Genomic DNA, 21,031 nt, shown 5'->3' on the forward strand with positions numbered 1-21,031 from the left:
CATGTTCATCGCCTAATCCTTAAACTCTTGATAGAGTAAATTATGATAGGCAGTTACACAAAATTAGTTACATCCTCTTACAAAGCCTTTTTTAAAGCCTATTAAGTATTTTAAATGCCTAAAAGTTCGTCCCCAAAATCTAAATCAGGCTCACCTTTAATTACCAAATTATTATCTTCACTCTTCAAACTGGCACTTTGCTTTGATCCGTTAGCTGTATCAGAATTTGATTCGTCTATCGGCACTTCTGTTGGTACAGTAGTACCCAGAGTATGGTGCTTAATTGCTCCCATACCAATGGGCATATTCCCATTTTTAACCATTAAACCTAATCGAATTAAGTGCCTGATTTCTTCTGCTCTATCGTTAATGCTTACAAGATGATTATATATCTCCGGATGATCTATCTTGGTTACTTTTAAATTACATCTTACATAATCACCATTTGGGCTAGCCTTTGACATAGACCTAAACCTCTATTATTTCATTGCCGCACGCTTTGCAAGGGCTCTCATTCTTTGAATGCCACCTTCCTGAAAGCCTATAACATTTGCACGCAAGCTATCCTTTAACACCTCAATATTGTGGTTAGGAAAAGCTTTTTGGATTGCGTTTACATATAACTTAGCTGGCCCACCAACTACTATAATTCTATCTAAGTCCTGTGCGTCTCCAACTCTATTCACTAAAGCAGTTATTGCATCATCAGCCACTGAATTAATAGCATCAGTAAAATCAAATGCAGGTGTCTTATCATCACCCTTGTGAATAGGGAAGTCCATCTTGTGACCAAACAACCTTAACTTACCTGTAATGAAAGCTTGATCAAGTAGCTCTACATTAATCTCTTTAATTCGCTTGAACCTATCATCTGCTGAAAATACTTTATATGCAGCATCAGCTACTTTCTGAAGAACCTTAGACATACCGCCCTCATAATCTCCAGACCTATTTTCATTAGCCATTAAACCTTTTGTTAGGAGCCAATCAAAAGTCAAATAACCCACATCACATACCAGCAGATTCTCTTGTCTCATTTCATTATAACGAGATTGACCTCCCTCACGCGCATAAGCAAGTAACCCACCTAGCGGCTGCGCAATAACCCATGCATCTTTAATAACTACTGTACGGCCGTCACCTAGATCATGAGAACCAATAACCATTTTTTGCAATTCTTCTTTTCGAGGCATTACCGATACTGGTAAACCGCAAACCATAAGATCAATTTCATCATCAGGTATCATCTTTAGCGCACCTTTGAAGAGCGCTCTATATCTTTCTGAATCTATGTAGCCCTCAGTGTTTAGAACTCGGGTAGATCTTGGGTCTGCTGATGCTTGCACATCCTCACCCACCTCATAGACGTTATCACCAACCGGTACAAAGACTGTTTTCCTTGCACTTAATATATCACCACTTAGATTTTGCATGTTGTGATTCACTGATACTGGCACGCTTGGGAAGGTTCTAATAACAAAACCATCAATAGTTTCATTTGTAACTATTGACGTTGTTCCATATCCGCACTCAATTGCTCGGCAAACTGCTTTTTTTGACATATATCCACCCAATTACTTTATGTATTACAACCTTAAAAACTGATAGAGGTCCCATGCGACCTCCAAGAAGTCCCATGGAACACCAGCACTATTAACGCTTTACATTGAAACCGCAAGACTTGGCGCAAGGTGTCCTTCAAGACTTCTTAGAAGTCCTGTGGGACACCTGCTTTTAAACCTGTTGAAAATCCGGAAAAGCAAGTGTCCGGAGCGACCTTGTAGAAGTCCTGTGGGACACCTGCCTTGAGTGCCCTTGCAGCTCGTTTGCTCATGGCGCTAAATGTTGATGTGCTGGCGTCAAACCATCAGCCACTCTTTACCTTGTATTGCCTTGGACTTATTAAAAGAATAATAACTACCCCTACATAAGCTTACTTAATCACCACAAAAGCCTTTTATTTAAGTCAAAATATCAACTGTAAAGAAAAATAGGGTCGGTCACATCGTACCCGAGCAGGGTGTGAGGTCACGCAAGCAAATCAAAATGAGCGGGTATAGTGCAATAAGACCATTTTATTCACTGCTTTTGATTTGAGACTACGTACCCGAATTAGTGTAAGGCGTATTAACCGTAATGGGTACGGTACGCATGGCTTCGTACCCGAGTAGGGAGCTTTATCACAATAAACACTGTTAATTGAACAGATGTTTGAAAGCATACAAGAGCTTTTCATTATGGTAAGTGGCACGACTCCGTACCCGAACTGAGTTTTGATAATTGAGGCGTAATGGGTACGCAATCGGTGACTACGTACCCGAGTAGGGAGCTTTATCACAAAACACTGTTAATTGAACAGCTATTGGAAAGCGGATAAGAGTCTTTTCATTTTAGTAAAGAACAAGACTCCGTACCCGAACTGGGTTTCGATAGCTTAAGCGTCATGGGTACGTGGTTTGTGACTACGTACCCGAGTAGGGAGAGAGTATGTTGTTTTTAACAACGCCCAACAAAGACCATAGGGTGACTACGTACCCGAACTGTAGTTGCTGCGGGATAACACCTTGTGTACGGCTTCATTGAACCCGTACCCGAATAAATAAGGTACGGAATAACAGTTAAAAACATAGCGGAGCGTTAATGTCTAAAGAAGCTATTTTAAAAGCAAGAACAGAAATGAAAAAAGTCGTGGAAGATCTTGTAGCTGAAGCAAGAGAGATCATAGATGACTATTGGATTGAGTGGAGGGTAAAAAATAAAGAATTAGGAGCATTAGAAAATGCAGAGCCGGGTAAATCGAAATATCTACGCGGAAACATAGCTCCCCGAATAACGGTTAGGACTGGAAAGCATTATCTTGAATGGGTTTTCTATGGGCCCGGAAGATATGGTTCTAAAAATAAAAGTTGGGGTGATCGGATACAACCAAGAATAGCTATAAAAGTTCCCTACATCAGGTGACTTTACCAACCTCCCTTACACCCCTTTTACTGCAGGGTTTTCGTGCTATTTTACTGTAGGAAAACGTCTGAAAATGGCTGTTTTAGACAGAATTTACCAGTTAAAACCTGAGATGGAAATGTGAAAAAATTCACTTTTTTATAATCGTTTACCAGCAAAATAGTGATGTAAAAGTAAATCCTCAACGCCTACACAGCGACCAAAATATAGCAGCTAAAGGTTGTTTTCTTTTTAAACGAATGTCGTTATTGTAGAATACATCTAATATAAGGATATATCATGTCAACTACTCACCCCTAAAGGGATGAGCTTGTAAAAGCGCTTGTTGACCAGACCACTAACTGAGGATTAGAAATGTTAGTAAACGATAATTTAGATGTAGAAACCTTGGAATGCCGCCTCAGTTCCACGTTCTTTCGTGGCACTGTAAACAGTCCTATTGAGTTATGGGCAGTCAACCACGTTGCGAAGCTAAATTATCTGGTCGAGAGGAAGTCGAATTTGCTGTGTGCCTCAAGCACAGTTATACGCACAACTCGAAGGAGATACGCGCTATGTTAGCGTATGTACTTAACAAGCATGGGAAGCCTTTGATGCCCTGCAAGGCCGCTAAAGCACGTAAGCTGCTTAAAAATGGTATGGCTAAGGTAATCAAACGTGCCCCGTTCACAATTAAATTATTGTATGGATCGAGCGGCCATACTCAGCACGTAGTTGCTGGCATGGACACTGGCAGTAAACACGTTGGCTGTGCAGCTATCGCAAATGGTAAAGTGATTTATCAAAGCGAGGTGGCTTTGCGCACTGACGTATCTAAAAAGATGCAGCAACGTGCAATGTATCGAAGGACTCGCAGAAACCGTAAGCTACGCTACCGCCCTGCACGTTGGTTGAACCGTGCCTCAATGCGTAAAGAGGGGCGCTTAGCACCATCTCTAAAAAGCAAGCTTGATTCACACTTGCGTGAGAAAAAGCAGGTTGAAGCTATCTTACCAATTTCACATTGGAAGGTTGAAACTGCTAGCTTCGATATACACAAGATAACTAACCCAATTGTGACTGGTGCCGGCTACCAGCAAGGCTACTACAACGTTAAAGCCTACGTATTGCAGCGTGACAATTATAAATGTCAAAGTGGACACAAAACGAAGCACAACGCCAAGCTGCACGTACACCACAAAGTACTTCGTTCTCAGGGCGGCACTGATACACCCAGTAACCTAATAGCGCTATGCGAGACGTGCCATAATGATTTACACGCAGGAAAGTTTGATCTGAAAGTGAAGCGCTCAAAGACTAAACATGCGACTGAAATAGGTATACTCAAAGCCCAGTTAAAACAGTGCTGGGATTTTGAAGAAACGTTTGGCTACGTGACCAAATTTAAGCGCGAGCAAGTATTGGGCTTACCGAAAACTCATTACTATGATGCCGTGTCAATTTGTTGTGAAAATGGCGAGCTTGTACAACAAGCCAAACATGTTTTACGTAAACGTCATGTGGCTTCTGGTGACTACCAACAGATAAAGGGGGTTCGCTCCGAAAAGCGGATACCAGTTGGCAAGCTATTTGGCCTAAAAAAACACGACTTTGTACAAACACCACAAGGTACTGGTTTTGTTAAAGGCAAGCGTAGCTCAGGCTACTTTGCCCTAGAAACTATTTTAGGTGATAAGGTTCACGCCAGCGCTAACATTAAGAAAAACACGGTTCGGATTTCTGCTCGAACCACTACGTTAACTCAACCAATGGAGGCGGCAATTCCTCTCGGCACTAAAGTACCGAGAGGAATTGCTGTAAACTGATGAAAAAAGTTTCACTAACTTTAATTTTACTCTGCGGTATTAGCTTCCAACCGAAAGCTCAAAATTTGGATCTTCAGGTTAATAAATACTCTCAAGCCAAGCGTGTGGAGTCGTTTGAATTAAACAACGTCCAAAGAAGTACATTGCAAACTATTATCCATAATGCTGAGATAGATAAACAAATAGATGCTGAATATGAAAGCGGGGTTATAGATACATTCGGAGATTTGAGTAGAAAAATCCCTTACAAGGGTAGTGAAATTATCAACGTAAATCTAAAGAGCAGTAAGAGCGGCTTAGATAACTACACTCTAAAACCAATTTACATCGCTTATGGCGGTGATTTAAAGTTAAGAAGAGTAGAGTTCGAATCTAAAAACAAAAAAATTAAAGCTAGGCTGTATTCATTTATGGAAAGTGACGAAAGTAATTCGCCTTCAACACTTTATTATGAATTCATTATTAATATGAATGAAAAAGAAATGTTTATAAAGCTCTCAAAGGATTGGCAGGTTATTAGCGCCACCGAAACACAGCAGCTGAAAACCCCTTCCGTATCTGGTAATGACACAATCGACGTGAGGTATGGCTTAACTGAACAGCAACTAGTTGCGGCCTCTATTAAGTCAGGCGTCTCGGAGTCTATAAACGGATGGACAGTGAAAATGCCACTAGTGCGTAATACCATGATGCTGATCAATTTTTTGTCTGTCAGTAGATCTTAATAAAATCTAACTTGAGTGATCGGCATCAGTCAAGGAATTTAGTTGTTTCGCATCGATTCACCTTTTAATTCCAACTTTATTGCACCGTGAACTGTAGTGTGGTGACCAATAAAATTAGTTACACCCTCTTTTTAGTTTCACTGTTGCTATATAGATGTCTTAATATTACTCAAACTTTTTTATTCTGTCATGACGATAGTTTTTTGTTGAATAGCTTGGTGTCATTATACTTGATACAGAGTTTTCTATTGAGTTGCGTAAGCCATTAAATAACTTCACTTCTTCAGATTGCTTAAGGTAATCAAGTATATTGTCACTCAGGGATTCTACTATTTCTTTAGCTTTCCTAATTTTAAAGTGAGTACCCTCAGCGAGTTTTAATAAATGAGTTATATCAGGAAACTCTTTACTGTTAGAAAGCTTAAGCGCCATTTTATTGTCTATAGCTTCATAAATTTTTGTGTGTGTTATATCAAAAGGTGGGGAAAGGTAAACCCTCGACATATCTGGTGTGTACTGAAGAGCAAAATTTTTGAGGTGTGCATCACCGTTACCAATTAAGCAATTAAATACAATATACTTATACATTTTTTCAACTTCAGATTGGCTATTAGTGTACAAGCTTGTTGCTTTGAGTAGTGTTTCGTAATTGCCCGTGTATTTTGCATCGGGATCATTTGGCTTTTTTAATAAAGTGGTAAAGTCTTCGTAGCCTAGCTTTGTACCATCTTGTGCAGTGTCGAAGCGTTCTATGACAAATGTTTCAAGATTATGGGATAAATACGTTTTAGGTGGTTTAAACCCGCAGTATCTAGCTGCTTCCATGCATACAAATTCATTTACAGTAAGTAATGGAAATTCAGAATCAAATGATTTTACGATTAAATCTTTTTGTTGGACTGTTCTGTCAGTTTTAATATTATTTGCATTAGGAATGCTTACTTTAGGTTGTACGCCAGCTAATGAGTTTCTTAGATAGTACTTTTCTAACAGTTGAGGGAATAGGGGCTCAGTACTGTTGTAAGATAAGATATCGTTCAGTGGAATAGTATCTGCTTCTGGTAACGAAAGTTCACTTTTATATGAGAGCATGCCAATGCCTTGCTCTCCTTGTAAAGCGAGAAGGTACATGTCATTTACTTTTGCATACCTTGCTAACTTGTCAGCTATAAAGCGGCGATTAAAGCCCTCTGGTAAGTTCTGCGAAAAGATAGGATGCAGAGAACCTGAAGAGTAACCGTCTATACCTTTTTTTGTCATTGTTAACGATATGTGCTGATTTTCTTGTGTCGGCTGGTAATGATGAACTGAGCCATGAGTTAATATACCAAGCTCTGTATTGTTAGTGCACACGGTAATATTTTTAACTTTACTAGGTAAGTTTGGATTTGTACTCATTATTCATCCTCTGAAAATATATTTTCAATTTCATCCCAATCAGGTAGCGAATACTTTTTTTGAGAAACATCAAACTGTAAATCAACAGCATCGAGCAAGCGCTCAAAAATATCGAATGATCCAGTAAATCGGCCATTCTCAATTTCTGAAATTGTTGTTTTATTAATACCTGCTATTTCTGAAAGCTTTTGCTGTGTATAGCCTAAAGCCTTTCTACTTACGCTGACTTTCTTCCCAATTTCGACTCTGTTAGCCATACAATTACCAATAGAATTTATTATGCAGCTAACATTGTAACCTAAAATGCCATTGTTATCCATATGGCTAACATTGAGTTAAAATCCAGTATGTTAGCCATATAGATAACATGCTGATTCAGCTAACTATGAGTCTATATTTATTTGGTAACTAGGGGCTGTTGATCTTTGTAGTACATATATCAATCAGCCCACATTGGTAGCCACATCATAGTAAATGCTAAAGCGAGCATTGAATGATAATTTCGTTCAAGCTTTTCATACCGTGTGGCTATCCCTCTATATTGCTTAATACGGCCAAATGCATTCTCAACCAAGTGCCGATATTTGTACATGCACCAGTCAATATCCTCATTGCCTACTAAACTGTTACCCTTACGTGGAATAACGGGTGTAGCGTTATTATCACGCACAAATACTCTCAGTTTTTCACTGTCGTAGCCTTTATCTGCGACAACCATATTACTTGTTGAGCAATTAGCTACGAGTGACTCTGCATGGACGATATCATGCGTATTTCCACAGGATAACTCATAATAAACAGGCAACCCTCCGCTATCGACTGCAAGATGAATTTTCGTAGAGTTTCCACCTCGACTCTTTCCAATTGATTCATTGTCAGCGGTTCTTGCACCGCAACTATGTTGATGAGGCCTGACAATACTGCCATCAATGAAGACCCAATCCATGTCCGCATCACGAGATAATGCGCGAAACAGTTCATTCAAAATCCCTTTTTTGGACCATAAATTAAACCGTCTGTAGATAGCACTCCAACGGCCAAAATAAGAAGGTAAATCTCGCCATGGAATACCTGTGCGCATCTTATACAGTATGCCTTTGAGCGTTTTTCTATGGTCGGGCTTATTATAAATTCGACCACTTAAGTACATTACTTTTGATAAGACATTCCATGTCCCGTCTGTTAACATTAATCTTGGCATGTAGGTTCGGTGTAAAGTTTTCTGGCGAATTCAATTATACCTTATCTTCATGCTGTTTGTTTTTCATACCGCAAAGATCAACACGCCCTAGAGATTTATGAGTCAATGTTGCAAAACTTCCTCAAAGAGAGTTTTGATTTAAATTCATTAATTTCATTAACTTAAGGTTTTATTTTGAAATTATTCAACCTGAATAAATCAAATTTATATTACAAGCTTGAATTTAGACTCTTTAGTGAATTCAGCTTAGACTCAATAATACTAACAAATTTAATGCTCATATTAGCCACGCTTTGTAACTCTATGCTTAGGGGTAACGTATGCGTTATCATGCACTCCATAGATTATCGTACCTGCGCGGAATACCCTGTACTTTAGTGCAGGGATGGATAGCGCGGCGTGCCCTTAAACACCAAATCTCAAAAATTAATTAAAATAATTTTATCAACAGCTGCGCTAAGCCAATGGTGTATAGGCGTTTTCGTAAGAAAATGCCTATTTGTCTTGTACAATTTTTACTGCTAAATTCAACTTAATAAATTAACGTGACGAGACACTTTTCTTTGGAAAAACGAATTGTTAAAAAGGCATTCAAACGTCGCTTTTACCCAACTACCGAGCAAGCAGACCTACTTGCTCGCAGTTTCGGTTGTAAGCGATTCGTCTATAATAATTCCAAAGCATTCAAAGATGATGCCTATAAGGCTGGCGGTACAAATGTCAGCAGTCATGTGCTAGTAACGCGTCTCGTTTTATTAAAGAAGGAGTATTAAGCGACAATTATCTTGGCCGGTTGATCTGATAAGGTTCGGTACAGCAGAACGGAGGAGTTCACTGTGCCGGGAACACGAATCACTGATCAGCAGGTCACTATTTATATGAAACATAGAAAGCGTAATAGCCAAGTTATCGCGGCTGCGAAAGCAGGTATTTCTGAACGTTCAGCAAGGCGCATTGATAAACTGGATGAGCAACCATTGTCTAATAAACGCCAATGGCGAACACGTATAGATCCACTTGAGTCTATCTGGGATAGTATTGTTGTCCCTCTACTTCAAGGTGATGCAACGTTAACTCCGGTGAAAGCTTTGCTGCTTTTTCTGATGGCGTGCAAAACGCATTTAAAGCAGCCGGCGGTGTGCCTAAAGAAGTGCGTACAGACAGTCTGAGTGCCGCCTATCGTAATCATACTAATGATAATGATTTTACAGAGCGCTTTAATGAGCTAATTATCCATTATGGCTTTAGAGCGACCCGCAATAACCGTGGTATTGCGCATGAAAATGGGGCTATTAAGAGCCCTCATGGGCATCTTAAATCGCAACTGGAGCAAGCATTAAAAATCCGTGGTAGTTATGACTTTCAGACAAGAGAAGTCTATGAATCGTTTGTTGCCGACATTGTTGCTCGCCGTAATCGCCGTGTAAGTGATAAATACGCAGTAGAGCAGCGACAATTACATGCTTTACCACGGACGATGAGCGTCAATTACACCGAGCATTATCTAACGGTGTCACGTACGAGTACTATTTCATTGAAACGTGTTACCTATAGCGTCCCGTCACGCCTTATTGGTAGCCGATTACTGGTTCGTTTATATGACAACCGTTTAGAGCTGCACTATGGCAGCGATTTAGTTCAAACGTTAGCGCGTGTCTATGCTTCTAAAGGATGCCGTGCACGTAATATTAGTTACTTGCATGTTATTGACGCACTGGTTAAAAAACCATTGGCATTTCGCTACTCACAACTACGTGACGACTTACTTCCAAGCGACAATTACAAAGCTATTTGGGAATACGTTAATGCCCACCTTTTAGCGGATGAAGCGAGCTATTACATGGTGAAATTGCTCCATTTAGCGAAGCAAAGTGGGTGTGAACGTCAATTAGGACGATTTGTAGCAGCGTCAATTACTCAGCGACAATTACCGGCCATCCGAGAATGTGAAGCGCAATTTTTAGTGATTGCATCAAACATACCCACAATAACAATAAAGCAACACAGCTTGAGCGCTTATAGCAGCATGATACCGGGAGGTCTACATGGATAACTTCACGGCCTCTTTACCTTTAATGCTGAAATAGTTAAAGCTTGCCACCATGTTTCAACTGCGGAATGCCTGAGTGAAAATCGAGCCCACAGCGGCGATACTATATTAAACTTACGACACGCAATGAAGTAAACACCTTAGGCTTTACTCTTGCTGCTGATTTAACAAATCAGCAGGGTGGTTTGAGCACTGTGGTAATGTATTTTTGTTTGCCGCCAGTGCATATCGCCAGTAGCATCGGTTATAGGCTTATCGAACAAAACCATACAATTAAGTTTGTTACCGCGTCAGCTATTTTCCATAAAATCAGACGCTTGCGCTTGTAAGGTGACTTTTAAAGTTCGATAAATACAGCTTATTAATCGTGATTGCGTTCGAAAAATGGAACAGGAAACGAGCGCACAGTTTGAATTGATAGCACATCGCTATGAGTGACACAGCTGATCATCACATCAGACAAACTATTCGATGATACAACTATTACTCATTGCGAAGGTAAAAGTTACCGGCGAAAAATAGCGTTCAATTAAGAGCAAAAAAAATTTAGTGTCAACCAGTCTAGTTAATTGACGCTAGGTAGCAAGCCTAGTTAATAAACTCTTCATTTTTACATACCCAATCTTTCGATATATTCACATCCTCCAAGGTGCTAATAGCTATCTAAAGGAGATTTGATACTTATCGCTAAACCCGATATCAATCTAACCATTAATGATTAGTATAACATATTTCAATAAAACTAATGCGCTATATAAGTTAATAGAATATAAAATATATTGTATACATTGATAATAAAGTGTTACAAGATGTATCTCAATAACCCGTTCTGGATTGAGATAATAAAAACTATCGAAGGTAGATTATGAAAATTAAAAAATTGATTCTAGCGTTACCGATACTTGGTGCAAGTTCAATTACATTTGCAAATACGGCGAGTGAACGAGTATTTACACCACAACCAGCAGTAGTTGAGCGTGCCCATCATCATGGAGTAGAAAATACACACAATGAGAAAGCACCGATTGCTAAAATACAATCAGAACCACAACAACTCAATATATTAACGATGCGTACTCAAGCGGTAACAGTTAGTTGTGACTTAAATACACTTGCTAGTGCCAGTACTGCAAGCATCATTGCTGAGCTTAAAAGCCAGGGCACAAATTGTGTTAATGAATTATTTAGCGCATCAGCATCAATTCAGAGCCAAGTTTTTAGTTCTGATAACATGTATGCAGTTGCTAACCATGCTAAGTCACTCTCACAGACTTATGCCGGTGGTGGCGATATTGAGTTAGAAGCACTATTTTTATACTTACGTGCTGGTTTTTACGTTGAATTTTATAACAACAGTGTAAGCTTTAGCACTTGGGTAACTCCCGCCGTTATTGATGCGATAGATGGGTTTGTAAATAATAGTCATTTTTATGATGATAATGATGGTCACGGCAAAACGCTTTCTGAAGTGATCATAACGATGGATAGTGCAGAGCAACAACATCGTTACATTAACGTGGTTAAGCAATGGTTAACCCTTTTTGACGAGAGCTATGGTTCAAAGTGGAATATGCGCAGCGCTGTAAATGGCATTTTCACACTACTTTATCGTGGTCAATGGAATGATGAGTTTGTTATCGCCGTTGGTACAGACACTGATTTAGTCGTCAAGCTTAATGCGTTTACACAAAAGCAGTGGATGGTTGATTCAGATGCTGAGTACCTTATTGTTAATGCGGCAAGTGAACTTGCGCGGCTTAAACAATATTCAGGTACTGCTATTCAAGCGGAAGTTGATACCGGCCTAAATGCTATTTTTAGCACTTATAATAGCTTTGGTTTTGGTGATGCAGTTTGGCTCGCAGCGGCTGATTCAGTCAGTTATTACGCTAATTGTGATAGCTATAACATTTGTGGGTTTGTTGACCAATTGACTCAACAAGCATTACCGCAAAGCTATAGTTGTAGTAGCACAATTAAGATTCGCTCACAAAATATGACGGCGATTCAACATGGAGCAGCATGTGATGCAATGGGCTCTGAAGAAGGTTACTTTCATACTAAATTAGCGACTGACAATATCTCAGTAGCTGATGACAACAATACTTTTTTACAAGTCAATATATTTGATAGTAGCGATGATTACAGTAAGTATGCCAAGGCAATTTTTGGCATTGATACAAATAATGGCGGTATGTATTTAGAAGGTGATCCATCGGTTGCTGGTAATCAAGCAAACTTTGTTGCTTATGAAGCCAGTTATGCCAATGCGGAGCATTACGTATGGAACTTAGAACACGAGTATGTGCACTATTTAGATGGCCGTTTTGATCTTTATGGTGACTTTAATGCACCAACTGAAGATATTGTATGGTGGTCGGAAGGGATTGCCGAGTATGTTGCAAATCAAGACAACAACGACGCTGCCAAAAATACCATTAGTGATGGCTCACGCTTTACATTAGCGCAAGTATTTGCCACTAACTATGATGGTTTTGATCAAGACCGCATCTATCGTTGGGGCTATTTAGCCGTGCGTTTTATGTTTGAACGTCATAACAGCGATATTAACGCTATGTTGGTTGATACTCGCAGTGGTGATTGGAGTGCTTATAAAGCTAAAACAGTTCAATGGGCCAGCAGTTATGAAAATGAATTTGTTCAATGGTGTGATGATTTAGTTGCGGGTACTACCAGCAATACACCACCCACAGTACAAATCAATGGTCCTTACTCAGGTATACAAAACAGTGAAATCAACTTTACCAGCAATGGTAGTGTTGATAGTGATGGTTCAATCGTCAGTTATCAATGGAGTTTTGGGGATGGGAGTAGCTCTAATGAAGCAAACCCAGCTCACACGTATACCACACCAGGGCAATACACAGTTTCGTTAACAGTGCTTGATAATCAAGGTAGTAGTCAAACAGCATCAACATTAGCGGATATTGAGGAAGACGCCAGCACAGGTGACGACACTGTATTAGTTAATGGCCAGGCAACAACAATAAGTGGCGCTAAAGATGAGCTTTTACACTTTACATTAGCTGTACCACAAGGTGCTAGTGATCTTATGTTTAACCTCGCCGGTGGTACGGGTGATGCTGACTTATATGTAAGTTATAACACTGAGCCAACTCTAACTAATTATGACTGTCGCCCTTATATTGGCGGTAATTCAGAACAATGTACTATAAGCCCAGCTCAAACAGGTACTTACCATGTAATGGTGAACGGCTATAAAGCATTTGATAGTGTACAACTCACCGCATCATTTACACAGATCAGCGGCAATGTAGAAAATGCGTGTGCCACCCAAGGCGGGCGCAGCAGCGGACGTTTAACTGATGGCGAAGTCATTTGTTTAGGTAATAGTGATGCAATGTGGTTTAGTCTTGCTGATGTACAAAATCAAAATGGTATTGCGATCACCACAGCTAACGGTAGTGGTGATCTGAGCCTGAGCTATTCAAACAGCAATTGGCCAGATGGTAGAAATGAACAAGCGTACTCTAATAATAGCGGTAATAATGAGTGTATTTATATATCGGGACAGAGCGAATACTGGGGTTACTTAAAAGTATCAGGTAACAGTACCGGTGCTAGTTTAGTTGTTGATTTTAATAGTGAAGGTTGTCGTTAAAATTAATTAAACCTTTTATAGAAAACATTAAGCCCATGAAAATGGGCTTTTTTAGTTTCTAAGCTCCGGCATTTGTTGCATGGCAATCTCACGTCGCGTAAAGAAGCAGTTAACTTTACTGTATAGAGAGTTAAAGCGGCTATACTTACTCAATCCCGTATACTAAAAGATATGTATTTACAAACGTCACACATAACATATAAGGTACTCAGATGAGTAAAAAGCTAGCCACAGCAGCAGAATGCCCTGTTGCCGTTAACCAAAATGTAGATATCGCAGGTAAACATGGCCCCCAATTGCTGCAAGATGTATGATTTTTAGAAAAACTGGTATATTTTGACCAAGAAGTTATTCTTGAGTGTTGTATGCATGTGGAGAGTTCAGCAGGTTATGGCATCCTTACTGTAATCCATTACATTACACACGGGCAAAAGAACAGAATTACTTTCTCATTTTCTTACCTGTGCTGCTGATACCGAGCGTGATATTCGTGGTTTTATATTAAGGTTCTATGCCGAAGAAGGTAACTTGGATCTAGCCGGAAATAACACACCGTTTTTTTATTACGGAATTCATTAAAGTTTCCTGATTTAAATCATGCAGCAAAACGTGATACTAGAACAAATTTGCGTAGCGGTAAAAGTAACTGGGATTTTTGGACATCATTACCTGAGGCATTACATCAAGTCACTATTGTAATGAGTGACTGTAGTATTCCAGTAAGCTACCGACACATACACGGCTTTGAATGAAATCTCACAGACGTAGAAGCGGCCGTTGGTCGAGATCGTGAAAGCCATCATCTTGATTTATTAGAGAGTATTAATAACAAAAATTTCCCTAAGTAGGCATTTAAGATACAAATTATCTCCGAAGCTGATGTGGCAAAACTTTCTTATAACCTATTCTATTTAACTAAAGTGTGGCCACACAAACATTAATAGAGATAGGTGAATTTGAGCGAAATCGTAACCGCGGTAACTATATTTTCCAGGGTGGAACAAGCTACATTTAATCTTTCAAACGTATTACTGGGGATCAATCTCTCCCAAATAAAATGTTTCAGGGTCTGTTATTTTCTTATGATGATGCGCCACGTTGTCCTGTGCATAGTTACCATCGTGATGAAGTTATGCGAGTTGATAGGAATAGGATCTAAATTAAATAGTCAAGGTGAGTGGGCGTGAAAATCTGATTTTCAGAGCTGCTACTTGGTCTAAATAGCGCAGCTGTACATTGAGAACACCGAGAAAACGAAGATTACTTCTCACAACCGGACTATCTATTTCGTTAAATGGCTAAAGATAAGCAATACATTTTATTTGCTAATACTGCGAGAAACTTAGAGGAGGTGCTAAAAATATTGTTATAAAGCAGATCCCGCTTACAGGGTATTAAGGCTAGTGAATTTAACGCGTAGACAATAGATAAAAGCAGATGAATATAAAGTTCATCTGCTTTAGTTAACTTTTATAAACTTAACTGTTCAACTAAGCGGATCTCCTCACCATCGACATTTAATAATGCAGTGACTTCAACCAAGGTTTTATCATTACTTATCGGTACACTAAAGTGATAGTTTTGCTGTTGATAAGGAACAATATTAACTTTTTTTATGAGTGCTTTAGGGGTTGTCAACGAATGATAGTTTAGAGTTTTTAAATGCAGTTCTCCAGTTGTTTCCCCTGAGTAAGGGCCACTTAGGGAAAGATCAAACTGCCAATTTTCATGTACGTCAGCTAATTGTGTTAACTGCATTTGAACGCCATCAAATGGGATTGCTAATGCATTTAATTGGCTATTTTGACTTAATTCCCCCCAGTTCAGGGTTTGTTTAATCATGAGTGTATTTGTATTGTTCACATTTTCTAAGGCAATATTATGAATGCCGGGCGTTAATACTTGTTTGAGTTGTTGGCTATTTAATAATTCCCCATTATTGTCATTAAAATCAACGTTTGCGGCTAATGTTAGATTTAAATCACTTGGGTTTTCCACTCTTAAAAATGGGTTTCCTTGATGGTAATATACACCAGAAGTAATGCCCGAAAGGGGGCTAAATCCAGTATCGCCTAATGTTGTTTGATACTGTTTTACCAGCGCTGGCAGTGCAGCCCTTATAGCTGAATGGCGCTGTGGTTGGTTTAATTGTTTGATTAATATTGCTAACTCACGCTGACAATTTTTTAGTTGTACTGAGTATGTTTGGCAAGTAATAAATAACCTGTTCAATTTAGCATAACCTTTAAATAACCACGGATTTGTTATTTTATTTAACTGATCTGACGAAAGAGTATTGGTTTTATTAGCAAACAAATACGGAGTGATTTTATGGTTATTATTTTTGCTTAATAGGCTGATTTTTCTGGTGTTCAACTCAGTAAATAACGCATGTGGTAACTTGGCTGTGAAAGATTGAATGACGGGTTCATTTGTTGTACCTGCGCTGAGCATTACAGTCAACTGTTGCTGTGTTGCGTTCAAACTAAGTTTGATTGCCAGCATAGCATTACTTGCAATCGCCTGTTTAAGTTCAGGTGTGAAGGCAATTTGTTGATTATTAAATCCTTTAGTGTTGCTTGCTGATAACGCTAAGCGCTCCCCATCGACAACCAGTAAAGTTAATAACTGGTCATTATTGGCCTGTTCCTTACCTATAAAAGTACGACGGTAGTGTTGATTTTCAGCGCTAATTTTTCCTTGCAACGCGAGACCAATTGCGCCCCGATGTAATTGTGCCGTTTCAAACTCTATTAAAGCAGCAAGTTCATTATTAGCACTTAGGGTAATTAATGGATTTGGCATTGGTACTGGGAAGTCGATTATTGGGTGCGATACTTCAGCTTTATTGGCTGGATTGATATCTAAACGTGATAATTCAGTTGAGTGGATATTACGTAACCAATAAGCATTGCCATTTTGTTCCCAGGGGCCTGAAACAAGATGAAAGCTTGGCCTAATATTTTGTACAAAATCAGCAAAGCCTTGCTCTATTGATAGCCAATCTTTAAACGTATTTTTAAGTAGTGAATTTGCCGTACTCAAGGTTGCTTCGCTGTGCGGGTTGGCAAGCCTTAATTGCTGTACAAAATAAGCAAAATATTGCGCACGCTCAGGTGAACTTAAAAGATAATGAATAATGAAAAAGTTAAGGCCACGTTTTAGTGTCGGATCATCATTGATTTGCTCAATAGTTGGTTTGTTGGCGCTATAATATTGCTTAAGACCTGTTTCAATGTAATTCATCGGAGCGCGGTCAAATACCATAACGGTTAACTGTTTCTGCTTAGGGTCGTAAACATGATGAGCAACGGAGTCAGCTAAACCTTCGGTGATCCAATTAGGTGCCCAGGTTGAGTGGCCGTTTAACGCCATATGAAAAGCGTGCATGGTTTCGTGTATTACGATGTAACGTTGATGATGTTCTCGATGGCTAGGAAAGTTATAACCTGCGCGGTTATAAAACATTGTTTCGCCTCCAGCTGTATCATGTACACCCCGTAAAAAACCGTCATCAAGCATGGCTTCGCGGACTCTTTCACGGCTACTACCATACACTACAGCAATGCGTTGACGTTCAATATTTGGCGGTTCCATACCAAATAGCGACACATAATGTGGGTAAGCCATTTCTAAAAGCTCTAAGTAAAGTGTGACCTTCTCTTTTGGTAAGTCACTTTTTAACGCGAAGTGTTTACTTACCCACCAATCATAACCACGGCTATTACTTATTTTACCGTCGCTGTAAGTATAGGGAATCGTTTGGCCTAAAAAAGTAATATTCATGTTATGTAAAGTGCTGGTATGACCTTGTACTGATAAATCGACCTGCATCACTGCGGGCGAAGTGGACTTCGCTTGAATAGCGATATTATCATTAGCGATCGCTTGGGAGTTAGTCTGGCACGCGCAGAGAAAAAAAAGTAATAGTGTGAATGATAAGTTTTTCATAATGATGGTTGTTTTATTTGTATATTGTATGCAATATAAAGCACTGTGTTTAACCGTGAAAGTAAACTATGAATAATAATAATCAACAAAAACGTGGGTTTGGCTGGGCATTTTATATAGCGAATACCATGGAAATTTTTGAGCGCCTAGCTTGGTATGGCTTTTTTGCGGTGTCATCGGTGTATATGACCACCCCAATTGAGCAAGGTGGTGTGGGTTTTAATGATGCCCAGCGCGGTGCCGTGCAGGGTATAATTCCGTTTTTTTTGTATTTATTGCCAGTGTTAACAGGCGCTTTAGCCGATAGATACGGATACAAAAAATTATTTACTATTTCATTTATCATAATGGCACCTAGTTATTATTTTTTAGGACAAGTTACTGATTTTAATTCTTTCTTTATAATTTTAATGCTAGTGGCGCTAGGGGCAGCTTGTTTTAAGCCTGTAGTGGTTGGCACAATTAGCCGAAGTACTAATGATAACAATCGTGGTCTAGGCTTTGGTATTTTTTATACCATGGTAAATTTAGGAGGGTTTATAGGCCCCTTAGTGGCTGGTTATATGCGGGCAATCAGTTGGGATGCGGTATTTATAATGTCTGCGGTGTGGATACTGCTTAATTTTATACCGTTGTTATTTTATCGTGAAACAAGCCCTGAAAAACAAACGAGCACTCGCTTAAGAGATGTATTACAACAAGCCCAACAGGTATTAGGTAATAGTCGTTTTGCGTTACTGTTATTTACCTGTGTGATTATTTTAATGGCTGCTGGTGTCAGCTGGCTTAATTATACCCAAGCATTTTTATTTATAGCCCTATGGCTTGGTTTAAATTGGTTATGGGACAAAGTAATTAGCGCTAAAAAAAGTGAGCAATGGCACTTACAACCCGTGCGTGTAAGCAACCGTAACTTTGCTATGTATTTAGCTGTACTAACCGGTTTTTGGACTGTGTACAACCAACTTTTTTATACCTTACCGCTGTTTATTCGTGATTATATAGATACCCAAGATTTAGTTACTTTGCTTGCTTATTTTGGCCAAGCAACAGTTGATTTTTTTGCTTACGTTGATAGCGCTGCGTTGAGCGATAAATTACATCAAATGGCACAGCATTACAGTACCTCAGGGGCATTAACTACGGATCAATTAGAAGCGATCCGTCTTGAACTTGTGCACTTAAAAGTAAGTGTGCCAATTAGTGACATTGCGCTATTGATGGCTAAAATACAAAGTGGTCAACTTCACTTTGGTATCGAGCAAGCACAACAGCTCACTTCTCAATGGTTAAAATATCGGCAGGTAAATCCGGAGTATCTCATTAATTTAGATTTTGCAGCTATTGTGTTGTTTCAGATCCTGGTGAGTTTAAAGTGCCAACGGTTTAAAGTCATCTCGGTATTGATCAGTGGCTTAGTGATCACTGCGTGCGCGTTTTTAGTTTTGTTATTAATGAGCGCAGGTTTGCTGATGACTCAACTCGGTGGTTTGACTATCATCACGGTTATTTTATTAATAGCCTTTGGAGAAATGCTGACCTCACCTAAAAGCCAAGAATATGTCGCAAGTATAGCCCCTAAAGATAGTGCCGCTATGTTTATGGGTTATTATTTTGTTTCTATGGCATTAGGGTTTTTGTTTGCTGGTTTTTTATCAGGTTGGAGCTATGGTTATTTAGTAAAAGAGTTACAGCAACCTGAGCTAATGTGGTTATTATTTGGCACAATAGCGCTCATAACAGGGTTAGGTTTTTATTGTTTATCGCGTTGTAATCAGAATTAAAACTGTGAAGCTTAACTGCTATTTATCTTAACGTATTGCTTCGTAGTTAAAGTAAATGAGTCGACTATAACAAAACCTGCACGGTATAAAAACATCATTGATCAAACGGGGAGTCCTAATTACATGCAGGAATTTACAAAAGGAGAGCATCAAATATTTAGCTCATTATTTGACTAGGTGCATAATCGACACTTGTTACCAACAGCAGAGTTACGTGGCTTTTTTGCTATTTTTAAGTATTGAAGAAGCCTTTTTTGTCGAAAGTAACCACAATAAATATATTGTATACAGTATATTTATTGTGGTACGGTATATTTATTATTATTTTTAAACAACAGGAAATGCGATGAAAACAACGAATGCAGATTGGCGATATACGGTTATGCCGGCGGTTTTTACATGGCTAAAAGAATCAGAATCCGGTGTACTTGAAATTGATTTTGATGCAACACAAAAACAGGCTGCAGCTGTTTTAAAAACTCAGGGAAAAGACGGAACCAGAATGGGTGGACTTGTCGCTTCTGGTACTCTGGGTGAGAATAGCTACCTTAGTACCGAACAGCGTCTTTCTTTACTTAAATCCCTTTCTGAGGTTGCTCAAGAATACAATGTCCCGTTGATCAGTGGAGCTGTAGCAGAAACTAAGGAAGAGCTTGCCAAAATCATTGAAGGACTCGCAACAGTTGGAGTAGATACAGTCATGGTCATGCCGCCAAAAACTAAGGCGGTTCCTTCTGATGAAGAAATGTATGCGTATTATGAACTTGCTGAAGTAACTGCAAAAGAAGCCGGTGTAACAATTATGCCTTATAACAACCCTGATGCCGCTGGGTATCATGCGCTCTCAATTGATCTCCTTAGAAGACTTGCTACTCTACCCAAAGTAACTGCTCTTAAAATATCGACTATAGATGTGTCGATTATTGAAACTCTAATATTAGAAAACAAAGAGTTAAAAATTTTGGCAGGTGTTGACACAGTCACTGTATATGCAGGACTTGCAGGAGCGTGTGGTGGGATTACAGGTGTAGGTACTATCTTCCCAAAAGCAAGTGTTACTATGCAAGAGTATATTTTAAAAGGAGAGTGGACTGAGGCATACAAAGTTTCTCAGGCTTTAAATCCTCTATCGTATCTAGACGCTCAACCATTGCTTATGGAATACCTTAAATTTGCTATGGGAATTCATCATAATGATGCCGCAGGAGGACTTCGTACCCTTGGAAAAAAATTAACTCAACAGCAAATTAATGATGTTCGTGAAAGATATATGCTGGCAAAAGAAAAGCTTGAACTTCTGGATTTAATGTAAGCGTCTAGCGAACCACACCTAGCATCGATGTTCTGATTATCTAAAAATACCTGCTCAATGATAAATTCGGAGCAGGTGATGAAAACTTACAGAACAAGCGCACAGTGGCAGCAGCTTTTGCTGCAACGCAGTACGTTTAGTGGTACTAATATTGAATTCTGCCAACACCATAATGTCGCTATTACGACTTATTATAAACAA

The 21,031-nt window shown here is 39.2% G+C and carries 14 protein-coding genes and 1 pseudogene; 9 read left to right on the forward strand and 6 right to left on the reverse strand.

All coding sequences use genetic code 11. The features are described 5' to 3' along the window. Nucleotides 1-110 precede the first annotated feature (110 nt). Both HC000_RS15850 and HC000_RS15855 read right to left on the reverse strand, forming a co-directional pair. Nucleotides 111-464 carry a hypothetical protein gene (locus HC000_RS15850; RefSeq protein ID WP_179808135.1) on the reverse strand — a complete coding sequence of 118 codons (354 nt, stop codon included), beginning with the start codon at nt 462-464 and terminating at the stop codon, nt 111-113. A 15-nt stretch (nt 465-479) separates the two neighbouring features. Next, nucleotides 480-1,562, reverse strand: a complete 1,083-nt coding sequence (locus HC000_RS15855) for a PRTRC system protein D (protein ID WP_179808136.1) — start codon at nt 1,560-1,562, stop codon at nt 480-482. Nucleotides 1,563-2,640: 1,078 nt separating this feature from the next. Between HC000_RS15855 and mobI the strand changes: the two genes are divergently transcribed. The 3 genes from mobI to HC000_RS15870 all read left to right on the forward strand — a co-directional run bounded on the left by mobI (nt 2,641) and on the right by HC000_RS15870 (nt 5,491). After that, nucleotides 2,641-2,961, forward strand: coding sequence for a conjugative transfer protein MobI(A/C) (gene mobI, locus HC000_RS15860; protein WP_179808137.1), 321 nt, complete (start codon nt 2,641-2,643; stop codon nt 2,959-2,961). A 554-nt stretch (nt 2,962-3,515) separates the two neighbouring features. After that, nucleotides 3,516-4,766 (forward strand): RNA-guided endonuclease IscB, encoded by a 1,251-nt coding sequence (gene iscB, locus HC000_RS15865; protein ID WP_165744394.1) that lies wholly within the window; start codon nt 3,516-3,518, stop codon nt 4,764-4,766. Then, entirely contained in the window at nt 4,766-5,491 is a 726-nt protein-coding gene (locus HC000_RS15870) for a hypothetical protein (RefSeq protein ID WP_086957893.1), read from the forward strand. The genes iscB and HC000_RS15870 overlap by 1 nt, the downstream gene beginning before the upstream one ends. Nucleotides 5,492-5,656: 165 nt before the next feature. Here the strand turns inward: HC000_RS15870 and HC000_RS15875 are convergent, their stop codons facing one another. The 3 genes from HC000_RS15875 to HC000_RS15885 form a co-directional block, all read right to left on the reverse strand. Beyond that, nucleotides 5,657-6,889 (reverse strand): type II toxin-antitoxin system HipA family toxin, encoded by a 1,233-nt coding sequence (locus HC000_RS15875; RefSeq protein ID WP_179808138.1) that lies wholly within the window; start codon nt 6,887-6,889, stop codon nt 5,657-5,659. Then, nucleotides 6,889-7,209, reverse strand: a complete 321-nt coding sequence (locus HC000_RS15880; RefSeq protein WP_257025583.1) for a helix-turn-helix domain-containing protein — start codon at nt 7,207-7,209, stop codon at nt 6,889-6,891. The genes HC000_RS15875 and HC000_RS15880 overlap by 1 nt, the downstream gene beginning before the upstream one ends. A 119-nt stretch (nt 7,210-7,328) precedes the next feature. Continuing rightward, the gene (locus tag HC000_RS15885) at nt 7,329-8,090 is read right to left on the reverse strand and encodes an IS5 family transposase (RefSeq protein WP_179808139.1); all 762 of its coding nucleotides are present in this window, start codon (nt 8,088-8,090) and stop codon (nt 7,329-7,331) included. A gap of 545 nt (nt 8,091-8,635) precedes the next feature. Here HC000_RS15885 and HC000_RS15890 point away from each other — a divergent pair. From HC000_RS15890 to HC000_RS18605, 4 genes and pseudogenes are all read left to right on the forward strand, one after another. Further along, a complete protein-coding gene (locus HC000_RS15890) occupies nt 8,636-8,863 on the forward strand; it encodes a helix-turn-helix domain-containing protein (RefSeq protein ID WP_346010175.1) in 228 nt (75 codons plus the stop codon). Nucleotides 8,864-9,198: 335 nt separating this feature from the next. Beyond that, nucleotides 9,199-10,143, forward strand: a complete 945-nt coding sequence (locus HC000_RS15895; RefSeq protein ID WP_257025584.1) for a hypothetical protein — start codon at nt 9,199-9,201, stop codon at nt 10,141-10,143. Between the two features lie 862 nt (nt 10,144-11,005). Further along, nucleotides 11,006-13,783 carry a collagenase gene (locus HC000_RS15900; RefSeq protein WP_179808141.1) on the forward strand — a complete coding sequence of 926 codons (2,778 nt, stop codon included), beginning with the start codon at nt 11,006-11,008 and terminating at the stop codon, nt 13,781-13,783. Nucleotides 13,784-14,269: 486 nt separating this feature from the next. Continuing rightward, nucleotides 14,270-14,535: pseudogene (locus HC000_RS18605) on the forward strand (catalase). A 718-nt stretch (nt 14,536-15,253) separates the two neighbouring features. Here the strand turns inward: HC000_RS18605 and HC000_RS15910 are convergent. Then, nucleotides 15,254-17,734, reverse strand: coding sequence for a hypothetical protein (locus tag HC000_RS15910; protein ID WP_179808142.1), 2,481 nt, complete (start codon nt 17,732-17,734; stop codon nt 15,254-15,256). Between the two features lie 68 nt (nt 17,735-17,802). Between HC000_RS15910 and HC000_RS15915 the strand changes: the two genes are divergently transcribed. Continuing rightward, the gene (locus tag HC000_RS15915; RefSeq protein WP_179808143.1) at nt 17,803-19,518 is read left to right on the forward strand and encodes an MFS transporter; all 1,716 of its coding nucleotides are present in this window, start codon (nt 17,803-17,805) and stop codon (nt 19,516-19,518) included. Between the two features lie 346 nt (nt 19,519-19,864). Beyond that, nucleotides 19,865-20,830: a dihydrodipicolinate synthase family protein gene (locus tag HC000_RS15920; protein WP_179808144.1), complete on the forward strand. Its 966-nt coding sequence runs from the start codon at nt 19,865-19,867 to the stop codon at nt 20,828-20,830. The last annotated feature ends 201 nt before the right edge of the window (nt 20,831-21,031 follow it).

It is taken from the genome of Pseudoalteromonas sp. MIP2626, from assembly GCF_013414205.1.
Taxonomy (GTDB): Bacteria; Pseudomonadota; Gammaproteobacteria; order Enterobacterales; family Alteromonadaceae; genus Pseudoalteromonas; species Pseudoalteromonas nigrifaciens.